Source organism: Leptospira ilyithenensis, from assembly GCF_004771005.1.
Taxonomy (GTDB): domain Bacteria; phylum Spirochaetota; class Leptospiria; order Leptospirales; family Leptospiraceae; genus Leptospira_A; species Leptospira_A ilyithenensis.
In genome coordinates this window covers 81,369-94,523 of the sequence record NZ_RQHV01000042.1, presented here as the reverse complement: position 1 = coordinate 94,523, position 13,155 = coordinate 81,369, and the positions used below count along the sequence as shown (strand labels likewise).

Genomic DNA, 13,155 nt, shown 5'->3' with positions numbered 1-13,155 from the left:
ATTGAAAAACCATTAGATGACAATAAATCATAAATTGTTCTTGCGGAAAGTTAAAATAGATAAATCTTCATAGCGTCATGCAGATTGAGGCAAAATTCGAATACCCGAACGTAGTGCCGGGTGTTCCCCAAGAAAATCATCTTTTGCTTAGGCTAAGAACTCCCGCTAATCCCAGTTTAACACAAAGACAACCCATTGTCATCGGCCTTGCCATTGATAAAAGTTGGTCTATGAAAGGCGACAAGATAGAAGCAGTGATTGAAGCTTCCTGTGCATTGGTCAATTGGCTCACTCGTCATGATTTACTTGCCATTATCGCTTATTCCGCTGATGTGCAAATCATTCAGGCAGTGACTCATCTTACTGAAAAAATTTCCGTATCAGACAGGCTTCGTAGCATTCAAGTGGGCACCTCTACCAATTTAAGCGGTGGTTGGCTTTCTGCGCTTCGTGCCGTTGAAGCCGCTTCGGTTCCGAATGCATACAAACGGGTGATTTTGCTTACGGATGGAAATCCTACTTCGGGAATTAAAGAGCCGGCTCCGTTCATTCAAATTGCGAAAGATCATTTTGCGAGAGGGATTTCCACAACTACAATCGGCGTGGGAAATGACTTCAATGAATCTATGTTAGTTGATATTGCCAAAGCGGGCGGGGGGAATTTTTACTTCGTAGACAATCCCGAAGGTGCATCGGATATTTTCTTTCAGGAATTCGGAGATATAGGTGCTCTCTATGCACAGGCTATTGATTTGGAACTCACACTTGCCCCGGGTGTCCATTTCAAAGAACTATTGAACGATTTTTCTCATCAGGTATCGGAAGAAATTGCGGAGTTCCAAGGCGATGCCAAAAGTCTGGGACGACAAAAGATCAATATCCAAACAGGTGATATCCGTTCCGATGATATTCGAAACATTGTTGTAAAATTGGAAATCGACGAATCCATTCGTAAAATCGAGGAACCTGTCTTTCATTCCAAAGTGACTTATTATAATTTAGTCAACCAGATGAAATTGGAATCCCAAGAGATGGATTTTCCCATTCAGTACGGAGACGTAAAAGGAAAACAAGATCCCGATGTGTTGGTAGAGATGCTAGTTGCCAATGCAGGTAAAGGGATTTCTAAAATCAGCGAACTTGTCAAACAGGGCAACCTGGAAGACGCAAGATTGATTTTGTTGGGATTGATTCAAGACATTGAAGCGAACAAACAATTTTCTCCGAACGCGCTGGGATCTTTGGTGCACAGACTCCAATTGATGGATGCAAAAATTCAGGAAAAATCCAACAATCTCACCAAACATATATTTGCCGGGTCTTCTTTTATCGCCAGAGGTCCGGAAAAAATAGATATGAAAGGGGTCCAAGTTCATGATGAAATTTTCGAATTCAAAACGAAAGGTGATATCGATCTCTACAAATGCCCTGAAATCAAAACCATGGTTGAGAAAAAACTGGAAGAAGGATTTCGTTATGTGGTTTTTGACTTTTCAGATACGGCTCATATTGATTCGTCCGCGATAGGAACTTTGATTCAGATTGTGGGATGGTTGCGAAGAAGAGGCGGGGAATTCATCGCTGCAAATATCCGTGATTCCGTTAAAAAGGTTTTTGAAATCACTCGTCTCTACAACCACATTCGGGTCGCAGAGACGTTGCCTTTGGCAAGAGAAACTCTACAAAGAATTATATTTGCAAACCAAGGCGAAGTGGAAAGTTAAGCTAACCAGCGTTCCGCTTCTTCGATCGCTTCTTTCAATTCGCCAATTACACTGGGAGAAAGAGCGACCCCTTTTTGAGTGGGCTTAAATTCTCCGGTAGCATCTTGGTACCAAACCCGGATGTTGAAGAAAGTTTGTCCTTTGTATTCGGAAATTTCCACCCGGATCACTTCACCTCTTCCTTTATCTATATCTTTGATAATTCCTAGTTTCGCCATCTTAGTAAGTCTCCACAAATAGTTGGTCTTTTGACTCTAGATCTTTCTTAAATTCTTCATAAGACAAAGTACTTTTTGCGGCTTTGAACATTTCTTCGATGACCCCTTTTTCCATTCCTTTGGGTCCACCGCAAATATAGAAACGCCCGTTATTGGAAATTGCGTTGGAAACTTCATTTGCGAGTTCGCGAACTCTGTGACTGATGTATAATTTTCCACCGTCGAATGAGTTTTTTTCTTCACGGCTAACCGCTGTGATGAATTTGAAATTGGAATGTTTTTTTTCCATTGTCTCGAAATATTCCCGCAGAACGATTTCATCCGAGTAAGGTGCGCCGTAGATCAGATATACATTTCCTTTGAATTGGATGAGTTTGTGTTCCAAAATCTCTTCCACCATCCCAAAATAAGGAGCTACTCCCGTTCCTGTAGCCAGGAAAAAAAGATCCCCTGTATAATCCGAGAGAGGGAGAAGAAATTTTTTACCGGCAGGACCGGTCAGAATCACTTCTGCTCCTTCCTTTAGATCGCAGATATAATTGGAACAAGCTCCCTTATGGAGGAGGTTTCCATTTTCATCATACACATCATCCCGCTTGATTACAAATTCGATATTGTCTTGAGTTTTCCCGAAGCTAAAGGAGGGAGAAGCAATGGAATACAATCGAACTGCATACGTTGTGTCCGGTAGGCCTTTCTCTACCTTGACCGGGTCCAGACCGGGGGGAATGACACCTGCACTTTGTCCGATCAGGTAGGGATAAGCGCTATGATCGAGAGAAAGTGTAATTCTATATATGGCAGACTCACCTTCGTTTGCCGGTCTTTTGCCTTTCCCTTTCTCCGGGGTTAGCCTTTCCTTCCGAATGAGCTTGGCTTTGATAGGATTTGATTTTTTAAAAAGATTAATCTGTGGAGTGCGCAAAGTCTTCCTCTGAAGTTAGCGTTTTTCGTCAAGCCCGCTCCGTCAATGAAAGCTGGAAAAGTGAGCGGTTTGGTTTTCTCTTTTCTTATTCAGAATTATGTCTCTTGATTGACTGGATTTTTCCAGTTTTTAGGCTTTAGTCATTCTGGTGACTCTGCCGATTTTAAAGTTAACAGGATAAATAATAACCATGCTATCTTACGACTCGCAGAATTACGAAACCAGTCCTTCTTTCCCGCCTGTTACCCAATTGTCTAAAAAATTAGAAATTTTTACGAACAATCTTTTACAATGCATGCAAGAGAAAGCGAAAGAAGAAAGCACTTGGGCTGTGATCAGTTTGCAAGGAGAGATTCTGGCGAAAGGATCTTATGCGTATCCTGTGGAAAGTTCCGATCTTTTGTTTCGTGAAGGATAGTCATGTTTCGAGATTTTATATTAATCGGCATATCATTTCTTAGTATATTTAGTGTTAGTTTATCTGCAGTCAACTATGGTATGGCAGGTTGCGGACTCGGTTCAATGATACCTGCTTGGAAAAATGATATTTCCCAAGTGATCGCTGCAACTACAAACGGAAGCTCCTCCAACCAGACATTTGGGATCACCTCAGGAACTTCCAATTGTACAAATGATGGAATTGTAAAAGCCGAAAAAGCCCAGGAAGTATTTGTTCATTACAACCAAGCGGGTTTGGAATCTGAAATGGCGGCAGGACGTGGCGAACGTCTCGATGCATTTGCACAGTTGTTAGGTTGTCCTACTCATTCGCAACAATTAGGCAATCTTGTCAAAAAAAATTATTCTAAAATCCTAACTACAGATACAAGAAAGGATTCCAAACTATTGCTTGCATCTTTAAAGAAAGAAATAGGATCCGACCTTGAATTGAGCGAAGCCTGTCAGTTTTGATTAAATTGTGCGGGCTAAGTTAGTTTTCCTTTATTTACTTTTAATATTTTTATTTTTTTCTTTCCCGATATTTTCCCAAACAAACGAAGAAGGTCACGGACCCAAGAGAGTTTCCGGCAGTATAGGTTACTCCAATTTGGGAGCTTTTGCTGAAATTCAGTTCCGACCGGCTTACCATGATTTGTTGAACACCGACAAAGGGTTCGTTCCCAATTCGGAAACTCAAGTAATGAACGGTGCAGTCCGCTATTATGAAAGTTCCAAAAAGTTGGAACTAACACGATTGAACGTCCTTAAGATGTACTCTCTCAATCCTTATAATAGTATTTCCGAGTCAAAAACTTACGCTTTGGATTTGGGAGCGGAAACAGTAACGGTTAAAACCAAACACCAGCCAGTTTGGAAAAATAAAGAAGAGTATTCCAGAATCACTCCGGTCAACGCCGAAGCATCATACGGTTACACATTTCAGAATGAATTTTCCAGAGAAAATTCTTCCTTTTTGTTTACTGTAATGGCCGGTGTAAAAGCGCAATCACACGGGTATTTTAAAAACGATGCAAGAATTGCTCCGCAAGGAGTTTTGAATTTTTTATACAATATAGGTCCCTGGAAAATCCAAGCCTACTATGCATATCATTATTATAATATTTCACAAAATGAGAACGATTATACTGCCAATATAAAACTACGTTATGCGGTTCAAAGGAATCATGAAGTTCGATTCGAATTTTCCAAGCATACTTATTATCAGGATGTTTCGTTTTCTTACCATTATTTGTTTTAATCGGAGGAAGCGAGGATTCTGGAAATTTCAGAATTGTATCTGTGAGCAGTTTCCGATTGAGATAAAAATCCGTAAGATCCCAATTCAAATAAAAATGATGCAGTTAATCCGTATCCGCCGTCTAACGTAGCGTCACAGCCCTTTTTACCGGAAGGAACAATGTTTAAATCCCTTGCATTTAGAAAACGAAAATTGTCGGGACAAGGAACATGGGAATATTCTTTCCCGTCTGCATGTCTTGCTTCATGCAAAAGAATCAGAGCCCGATCCAGTTTTGTTAATTGGAAGAAAGATTTTCCAAGCACTACTTCTCCTTCATGAAAGTAAGCGATAAAATCTCCAGTCGATCCTTTCGAATAATTTTTAATCCTAGATTGAATCCATCTACTCAGTTTTTTACCGGAATAGTTGAAATGAAAGAATGATTCGAAATTGGAATAACGGCTGTAAGTTTGTTTGCTGATTTTCAAACGGGTTGGTTCTAAGGATTCGATATAACGAAATGTTTCTTTTAATGTTTTGGAGTCTTTATTGGAAAGTTTGGATTCTTGGGCTAGAAGAGGAGAGACAAAAAAAGTTATTAAGTTTAGTAGTAGTACGAAATAGGGAATTTGAATCCAAAAGGGAGTTCCCCATCCTATCCTGAGCATTTTCTCTCGTTCCACCTAGATGAGATAAGGACAAATCTATGTAGCAGAATGTCCACATCTAAATCTTACGGTGGTGAAAACCGCTTATCCGTTTTGGGAGGAAAATTGGTTTGTTGCGGGGCAAAAAAAGGGCAAACAATGTCTGGAAACTCGAAAAATCGGAAAGAAAACCTTTGGATCTTCAAGTAAGTAAAAAAAATCTATTGTAAGAAACGCATTTTCTCGTCTTCTTATTTCTAGTTTATGTCCTCCAAAAATCTTACAGTCTATATAGAGAAAAAGGACTCCGATTTTTACTTAACCCTCCTTAGCGACATAGAGAAAAATTTCGAAGTGGAAACAAAGGTTTTTTCCGAATTTACGGAACTGGATTCTTTATCACCTGACTCGCGAAATGTGCTTTTCTTCTGGCAAGACCAGAAATTTTCAGAAAAACAAAAATTTCTTTTTGAACGTTTCCCAAACCTTCCTTCCATACTCGTTTTTGAAAATTCAATTCCGAAAGAAAATTTATCTCATCCTACTCAGCTCAATCTTTCCAGGGATTTTTACTCTTTTGAACTTTTATCAATTACTCTTAATTTTGCAGAGAGATTGATCCTGGATCAAAAAAGAGCCAGTGAACTCGAAGAAATCAAAGAGAGGATGGCTGTACTTGAAAATGTATTCGAAGAATCATTGGACATCCTAATCCAAATTGACCCTCAATCCAAAGAAATCATAGGAATAAACAAACAGGCGTTAAATGTTTTAAATTATAAAGAAGGAGATCTAAAAGGAAAAGATTTTTCCATTTTGTTGCCAAAGGTAGCAAGTGATGAAGCCGAATTTCAGGGGAGTTTGATCGAAGGCGGATCGTTAATTACAAAAGACGATAAGTTGATTTCGACCGAGTCCTCCTTTCGCTTATATCCTGTGAATGGTAAGATGGTAATCTGGGCTACGTTTCGGGATATTTCTGAAAGGAAAAAAGCCCAGGAACAGGTAAAGAGACAGAAAGCATTTTATGAATTCATTTTAGACAATATCGACTCCGATATATCAGTATTAGGCGACGATTTCAAGTATGAATACTCAAATCCTGTTTTAGTGCCGAATATTGAAATTCGATCATGGCTTTATGGGAAGACCGATGCGGAACTTTCCAAAAGATTGAATTTGCTTCCCGGGTTTGCGGAAAAAAGGCAAAAATTCCTGAGTGTAGCTTTAAATAAAAACGATATAGTTCAGTTTGAAGAATTGCTTCCCGATGAGCAGGACGGGAAAAAATATCTGTTAAGAAAATACATTCCTATTGAAGATCCGGATTCCAAAACAAGGAAAGTCATCAGTTACGGGATTGAAATCACCGAAAGAAAGTTAGCTGAGGAGAGGATTTCCTATTTGGCTTACTATGATTCTTTGACCGGCCTTTCCAACCGTACTTTATTTATCGATCATACAAATCAGGCTATTAAAAATCATAAATCTACGGAGACTTTGATCGCTTGCTACTTTTTCGATATCGATAATTTTAAATTTATCAATGATAGTTTGGGACATGCAAAAGGAGACATGCTTTTGCAGATGGTAGCTGCCCGTTTGAAACGAATTATGACTGAGGTGGATACTGTTGCCCGTTTCGGCGGAGATGAATTTGCCATATTGAAAGTTGACATTCTCAACAGAGGACAAGCGTCCGAATTTGCTTCCCGCGTGCTTGATATACTCAGCCAACCTTTCCATGTGATGGGTAGGGATTTATATACTACAATTAGCATGGGAATTGCACTTTCACCTAATGATGGTATAACGACACAGGAATTGCTGAAAAATGCCGATATGGCAATGTATAAGGCAAAGGAAGTCGGTAGAAATAATTTTCGATTTTATACTAATGAGCTGATTCTTCGTTCGGAAAAACGATTGTACATTGAAAGTTCGCTTAGAAAAGCTTTGCAAAACAATGAACTTAGCCTATTTTTCCAGCCTCAGATTTCCATGAAATCAAATCGGGTTTGCGGAGCGGAAGCTTTGATTCGTTGGAGACATCCTGAACGCGGTTGGGTGCCTCCTATTGAATTTATTCCGGTGGCCGAAGACTCTGGGCTGATTGAAAGAATCGGAGATTGGGTTTTGGAAGAAGCATGCCGCTTGAAAAAAAGTTGGTGTGACGATAATATAAACGGATTCAACGTAAGTATCAATGTGAGCGGTAAACAATTGAAAAGAAACAATTGGGCTCATAAAGTTCATGCGACGCTTGAACACTTTAAAATTAATGCGCATGAAATCGAACTGGAACTGACGGAAAGTTCCATTATGGAAAATCCCGAAAAAAGTATCGAAGCGTTTCGTTACCTCTCTGATCTCGGAGTGAAAGTTTCCATTGATGATTTTGGAACCGGTTATTCTTCCTTAAGTTATTTGAAAAAAATTAATGCGGATATTTTAAAAATCGATCGATCCTTTGTAATTGATTTGGATAAAAACGAAGATGATCAAGCTATTTGCAGAGCGATTATCAATATGGCTGTTTCTCTCGGTATGGAAGTAATTGCGGAAGGGGTGGAAACCGAGGTTCAACGAAATATTTTGAAAAATTTCGGATGCCATATCATTCAGGGGTACTTCTATAGCAAGCCTCTCCCTGCCGAAGATTTTATATCCTATGTTAAAAAAATTAACCATTAAAGAAGGGGAATCCGACCGATTCTTTATCTAATGAAAGAACAAATTTTAGCTTTCAGCCTGTTATTTTTTAGTTTTTCACTTTTGGCAGAGGGGAAGAAATTACATCAACCTAATGGAATAAAAAATTCATCCAATTACTTTGTAAAAAAAGAAGAGAAAAACTTTTTCCTTCTTTTGGAAGCTAGGAAATTCGGAAGAGGCGAAGCGATTCTTTTTCGACTAACACCTAAAAATAAAAAGTGGATTCACGAAAACTTCAAAGTCTTTTGGATGGGTAAGGAAGTTATCTTATCCAAACAGGGAAGTAGCCAGATTGGTTTTTTGGCAATTTCTCCGGATGCTGCTCCGGGATCGATGAATTTGGAAATCCAATCGAAGATCTTTTTTGTAAAGCGCGGAACAAAACAATATCAAATTCAACTTGAACCTACTAAATTTCAAGTGATCCAAAAAAATCAAACGATCAAAGTTGATGAGAAATTCGTAACTCAGGAACTCTCAAAGGAGACGTTGGAATTTATCAAAGAATGTTCGAAAGCAAAAGAAGTTGCTTTTGCAAAAGAATCAGGTTTGCAATTCAGCGACAATTTCAAATTGCCTTTGGATCGTATTCACATTACCAGCAAATTCTATGTTAGGCGGGATTATAATAAGAAAAAGGGAAAACCCCATGGCGGTGTGGATTTTCGAGGAAAATCGGGGACTCCTATCCTGTCGATTCAAGATGGAACCGTGGTTCTTGCACGACCTATGTACTATGAAGGTAATTTTACAGTTCTGGATCACGGAAATAAGATCTTCACTTTCTACATGCACCAAAGTGAAATGTTGGTGAAGGTAGGTGATAAGGTTAAAAAAGGACAGGTAATCGGAAAGGTGGGTTCTACGGGAATGTCTACCGGTCCTCATTTGCACTTAGGTGCAAAAATTGCCAATACTCTGATAGATCCTTTATCTTTGATTTCTATTGCAGGAATTATGGAAGAGTCGGGCGAAGAACTCGCTAGTTCTAAAAAATAAAAACTATTTTTGCTCCAGGTCCTCAGGAACCGGTGTTTCATTTTCACTAAATCGAACTGATTTTAAAATAGATTCGATGCCCGGTTCATGGGCTTGTCCTTTTTCAAGGTTCTCCGTGATATGAAGCAGGATCTTATCATGATTCATATTTTCAATCAGTATGAACCCCGATTTAGCATAACGCGGTCTAAGTGAATCATAAAATGTCCAAAACTTGCTTCCTAAGTTCGGAAGCAGATTTTCTACGGCGGAAATTTCCTGCAAATCTTCTATCTCTTGTTTGCTGATCTGCATGTTCAAATAGGAAGACACTTCCGATGCGGCTTGGTGTAATTCAAAACTTACATATGAAGGAAAATAAAACATTCGGATGAAAGGATAACGATTTGCATCCGTATCGCTTGATGCGATAAGTCCTGCTATTTGCCCGGCTCCGGTTTTCTGTTCCAGGTTCAAATCTTGGGGTTTGAAAAAATAAAAATCTTCGGGAATTGTAAATCCGATTTTCAATTCTTCATTCCAGTAACTGTTTTCGGTTTCGGATTTTGTCCAGGAATTTAGATCTACTTCTTCAAACTTAAACTTGTTTTTAAAAAGAACATAGGAAGATAAGATCTCAACTGTTTGCAAGGCGCGGAAAGACAGCAATCCGTTGCCAACAAGTAGAATCGTTGCCAAAGAAATTTTAACATAAAAATCCATCCGCAAAACACGGATTAGTATGATAACGAATGATAAAATAAAAAAGAATACTTTACCTGCTCTGAAATGGAATACTTCGGAAAGCCAGAGGGAAAGAATGAAAGCTAAGATGGCGATGATCTCGATTAGCGGATGATAAGGGTTGATCCAGTACTCTCGGATCGCATATAGAGTGCCGAATAGTAAAATTGACCCGCATATTAATGCTGCCAGACTCAACAAGGTGATATAATGCCAAGGAAGATGCCATTCATGATAGACAAAGAACGGAAGCGCTATCAAAGTATATGCTATTAAAAGATTTAAGAGGGTGGATCCCTTCGTAAATTTATATAAGAAATCTCTTGCCTGATTGAATAATTTATTCGTAAATTGGCTCATGTCTGCCGTATTTGAATTCTTTCAAAAAATCCAAAAACAAATCCTCGACCTTCAAAATTCCATTCGTGAATTTCAAGAAAGTTGGGATCGTTTCCAAAAATTTTGGGATCTGTTCTTTCAAATAGTTCCTTGGGAAGTTCTCCTTTTACTTGTGTTTTCTGTCATTCTCCTTTCGTTATTTAATTCGATTTCTCCTGCAACTCCTAAGACAAATTTGACAGTTTCGATTTTGCTACTTTGCGGGATTTGGGGTTATTTGTGGAGTCTGTTTAGTGAAACGCCGGATTACGGTAAGATTCTTTGGATTTGTTTGTACATTCTGCTTCCTTTGCATGCATTTGGGTTGGGTAAATTCGCTTACGAAAAAATTCGAAAGAAAATTCTCGCTAAAAAAAGAATCAAACCGAGAGACTGGGAAGAAAGTCTGAGTCAAGTTTCAAAAGATTACAACGGTTTGATGGCTCTTGCTCATTCCAAAGCCGATTCGGCACATGAGAACAAATTGGAAATTCTGGCTAAAATTTCCGATTTGGAAAAATCCATTTCCGGAATCAAAAGTTTGCTTCAATGAAATCCAAGACAGCTTTTACAGTGTCGATCGTTGAAGATAATATTCACACTGCAAAAAATCTAAAAGACCTACTGGCAAAGGACAAACAGTTCAAATTTTTAAAACATTATGCAAATGCCGATCAGGCGATTGAAGAAATTCCCAAAGAACCCGCTGATATTACCATTTTGGATATCGGATTGCCCGGAAAAAGCGGATTGGATTGCCTGCGGGTTTTGAAACCAATCACACATAACACAAAGTATGTGATCTATACGGTTTTTGAAGACGAGGACAAAATCATCAACGCCATTCAAAACGGAGCATCGGGTTATTTATTAAAGGATACCACCCCCGATCTTTTGCTGGCGGAATTGAATGTAATCGTTCTTGGAGGGGCGCCATTGACTCCTCGAATTGCAGACAAGATCATTCTTGAATTTGCAAAACGGGGAGAATTGTATTCCAATCCGGTACCGAACAATTCCGGATTGACTGCCCGTGAATTGCAAATTCTGAACTTTGTGGCTTTGGGTATGATTTTTCCCGATATTGCGGAAGAGCTTGATATTTCCTCGCATACAGTAAGCCGCCATATAGAGAAAATATATAAAAAACTGGAAGTCCATTCCAAATCGGAGGCAATCATTCGAGGTCGACGAATGGGAATTATACGGAATATTCCCGGTTATCCTTGATGAAGAAGATTTCGTTACTTCTCTTTTTTTTTCCTTATCTATATCAATGTTCCGATTTGACCAAACCGAAATCATTTCCTGTATCTTCGTCGGGAAAAATTTCAATACATAAAGAAGATCTTTTAGCTAGAGGGTTGCCTTTGGCGGGGGATTGGGAATTTTATTGGAATCATTCTTTGCAAGATTTGAAAAAAGAAAATTCCAATCCTGTCTTTGTTCCGGTTCCGGGAATTTGGAGGGAATATCCTGTCAGCTTATACTTGTTAAAAGGATATGGCGTTTACAGATTGAATGTTCGAGTGGAAGATGAAATTTCCGGAATAAAATTAAAGATTCCGCGATTGCCGGGAATCTATGAAGTTTATCTGAATGATACCAAAGTTTTTTCAAACGGACATCCGGGAAAAAACAGTTCCGATAGCTATTTAATTGCACATCCGTTTCAAACGATTCTCTCGGTGCCTGAAAAGGATTTTTCTCTTACCGTAGCTGTTTCCAATTTTCACGGGAATATTCTGAAAGCCGGAATCAGAAAACCATTTTTGCTTAGTCAGGGAGAATTGTTGGAAAAAGAAGAAAAGAAAACGGAATGGCTGGAAATATTTTTAATCACTGTTATATTTTCATTCGGTTTATACCATTTTGTTTTTTATCTTTCATACAGAAAAGATCTTACTCCTTTTTATTTTTCCTTATTTTGTGTTATTGTTTCCTCCTATAGTTTCATCACTTCCGAAATCCAGTATAGGATGATTCCTCATCTTACATTAGATTTAAGAATTAGAGCTGAATTTTTTTGCGAAGTTGCGTTTGTTCCGATCGTATATTTGCTTTTTAGTAAAATGTTTCCCAATCAATATCGATCCAAATGGATATCTTATCCGATAATGACTACTATTGTATTTTTCTCAGGGATTATATTTTTTTCCGAAGCTGGCGTTCTCGAGCTCTATCAATATTATTTATATTTTCCTCCTTTGTACGCCATTCCTATTCTGGGAGGTATTGTCCAGGCGATTAAAGAGAAACAACCGAAAGCAATAACGATTTTTCTGACCGGATTGATACTCGCAATTACGATGTTAAATGATGTAATCTACGGTTTGTATGAAGTATATATTTTATTTCCTTATAGTTTTCCGATCGGACTGGTCGGTTTTGTTGCTTTAAATTCCTATATTATTTCCTACCGTTTTACGGATGATTTGGAGAGAACAAAAGAATTTGCCCAATTGCAATTGAGATATAACGAACAACTTAAATTTCAGACGGAAGAAAGAAGTCGCATCGCTTCTGATATACATGATTCCATTGGTTCTGAGTTGACCGCAATTCTGTTTGAACTGGAAGCAAATGGGAAAAAGGATCAAACTCTTTTGAAATTAAAGAAAGAGATGAGCCAATTGATTTCAAATGTAAGAGATATCGTATTTTTGATGCACCACCAGGGAAGTAAAAATGAATTGGTGGAAGAAGTTATCATCCGTTATTGCAAGAGAATTCATGAAACAGGTAGAATTCAAGTTCATTCAATGATAGGAGATTTTTCCGGAGCTTTAAAGATTGATGAATGTCTTCACGTTCAGAAAATTTTTTTAGAAGTTATGTCCAATATCCTCCGTCATGGGGAAGCCGAGTCTATTCATGTATTTTGGCGTAAAGAAGTTCAGGGGCTTATTTTGAAAATTTCGAATGATGGAAAAAAATTCGAGAATCCCTATCTGGAAACAAAGGGAATTGGTTTGGAAAATATCAAAATGCGGGCTTTTAAACTGGAAAGCAATGTCCGATTTTATTATGAAAAATCGAAATCTCATTTTGAACTGCTGATCCCTCGCTAGTAGTTCTCCTATAGGGTAAAACATCCTATAGAAATCTACTCTAATTTTCTATACGGAAAGGCTACTCCTTAATA

At 38.4% G+C, this 13,155-nt stretch carries 13 protein-coding genes; 9 read left to right on the top strand and 4 right to left on the bottom strand.

Annotated elements, in window-relative coordinates:
- Nucleotides 1-77 precede the first annotated feature (77 nt).
- Nucleotides 78-1,724 (top strand): anti-sigma factor antagonist, encoded by a 1,647-nt coding sequence (locus tag EHS11_RS07080; protein ID WP_135763697.1) that lies wholly within the window; start codon nt 78-80, stop codon nt 1,722-1,724.
- Here the strand turns inward: EHS11_RS07080 and EHS11_RS07075 are convergent.
- Both EHS11_RS07075 and EHS11_RS07070 read right to left on the bottom strand, forming a co-directional pair.
- The gene (locus tag EHS11_RS07075; protein WP_109021658.1) at nt 1,721-1,942 is read right to left on the bottom strand and encodes a transcriptional coactivator p15/PC4 family protein; all 222 of its coding nucleotides are present in this window, start codon (nt 1,940-1,942) and stop codon (nt 1,721-1,723) included. The genes EHS11_RS07080 and EHS11_RS07075 overlap by 4 nt on opposite strands.
- Nucleotide 1,943: 1 nt before the next feature.
- Complete coding sequence (locus tag EHS11_RS07070; protein ID WP_135763696.1) at nt 1,944-2,867, bottom strand: ferredoxin reductase domain-containing protein; 924 nt, start codon at nt 2,865-2,867, stop codon at nt 1,944-1,946.
- Between the two features lie 190 nt (nt 2,868-3,057).
- Between EHS11_RS07070 and EHS11_RS07065 the strand changes: the two genes are divergently transcribed.
- Genes EHS11_RS07065 through EHS11_RS07055 form a run of 3 tightly spaced genes read left to right on the top strand, consistent with a single transcriptional unit; the run spans nt 3,058 to nt 4,566 of the window.
- The gene (locus EHS11_RS07065) at nt 3,058-3,285 is read left to right on the top strand and encodes a hypothetical protein (protein ID WP_135763695.1); all 228 of its coding nucleotides are present in this window, start codon (nt 3,058-3,060) and stop codon (nt 3,283-3,285) included.
- A 2-nt stretch (nt 3,286-3,287) separates the two neighbouring features.
- Nucleotides 3,288-3,779, top strand: a complete 492-nt coding sequence (locus EHS11_RS07060; protein WP_246047651.1) for a DUF3015 domain-containing protein — start codon at nt 3,288-3,290, stop codon at nt 3,777-3,779.
- A gap of 7 nt (nt 3,780-3,786) precedes the next feature.
- Complete coding sequence (locus EHS11_RS07055) at nt 3,787-4,566, top strand: DUF7840 domain-containing protein (RefSeq protein WP_167884382.1); 780 nt, start codon at nt 3,787-3,789, stop codon at nt 4,564-4,566.
- On the opposite strand, the gene EHS11_RS07050 is transcribed toward EHS11_RS07055, so the two are convergent.
- Nucleotides 4,563-5,231: a hypothetical protein gene (locus EHS11_RS07050; RefSeq protein ID WP_246047649.1), complete on the bottom strand. Its 669-nt coding sequence runs from the start codon at nt 5,229-5,231 to the stop codon at nt 4,563-4,565. The genes EHS11_RS07055 and EHS11_RS07050 overlap by 4 nt on opposite strands.
- A 228-nt stretch (nt 5,232-5,459) precedes the next feature.
- Here EHS11_RS07050 and EHS11_RS07045 point away from each other — a divergent pair, with 228 nt between their 5' ends.
- Together EHS11_RS07045 and EHS11_RS07040 are read left to right on the top strand one after the other, a co-directional pair.
- Nucleotides 5,460-7,889 (top strand): sensor domain-containing protein, encoded by a 2,430-nt coding sequence (locus tag EHS11_RS07045; RefSeq protein ID WP_135763693.1) that lies wholly within the window; start codon nt 5,460-5,462, stop codon nt 7,887-7,889.
- Between the two features lie 30 nt (nt 7,890-7,919).
- Nucleotides 7,920-8,909: a M23 family metallopeptidase gene (locus tag EHS11_RS07040; protein WP_135763692.1), complete on the top strand. Its 990-nt coding sequence runs from the start codon at nt 7,920-7,922 to the stop codon at nt 8,907-8,909.
- 3 nt (nt 8,910-8,912) lie between these two features.
- On the opposite strand, the gene EHS11_RS07035 is transcribed toward EHS11_RS07040, so the two are convergent.
- On the bottom strand, nt 8,913-9,992 hold the full coding sequence (locus tag EHS11_RS07035; RefSeq protein ID WP_246047647.1) for a hypothetical protein: 1,080 nt from the start codon (nt 9,990-9,992) through the stop codon (nt 8,913-8,915).
- Between EHS11_RS07035 and EHS11_RS07030 the strand changes: the two genes are divergently transcribed.
- The 3 genes from EHS11_RS07030 to EHS11_RS07020 are packed head-to-tail and all read left to right on the top strand — an operon-like array spanning nt 9,991 to nt 13,081.
- Nucleotides 9,991-10,563, top strand: coding sequence for a hypothetical protein (locus EHS11_RS07030; RefSeq protein ID WP_135763691.1), 573 nt, complete (start codon nt 9,991-9,993; stop codon nt 10,561-10,563). The two genes, EHS11_RS07035 and EHS11_RS07030, sit on opposite strands and share 2 nt — an antisense overlap.
- Nucleotides 10,560-11,240, top strand: coding sequence for a response regulator (locus EHS11_RS07025; RefSeq protein ID WP_135763690.1), 681 nt, complete (start codon nt 10,560-10,562; stop codon nt 11,238-11,240). The genes EHS11_RS07030 and EHS11_RS07025 overlap by 4 nt, the downstream gene beginning before the upstream one ends.
- On the top strand, nt 11,240-13,081 hold the full coding sequence (locus EHS11_RS07020; protein ID WP_135763689.1) for a sensor histidine kinase: 1,842 nt from the start codon (nt 11,240-11,242) through the stop codon (nt 13,079-13,081). Before EHS11_RS07025 ends, EHS11_RS07020 begins: the two co-directional genes overlap by 1 nt.
- The last annotated feature ends 74 nt before the right edge of the window (nt 13,082-13,155 follow it).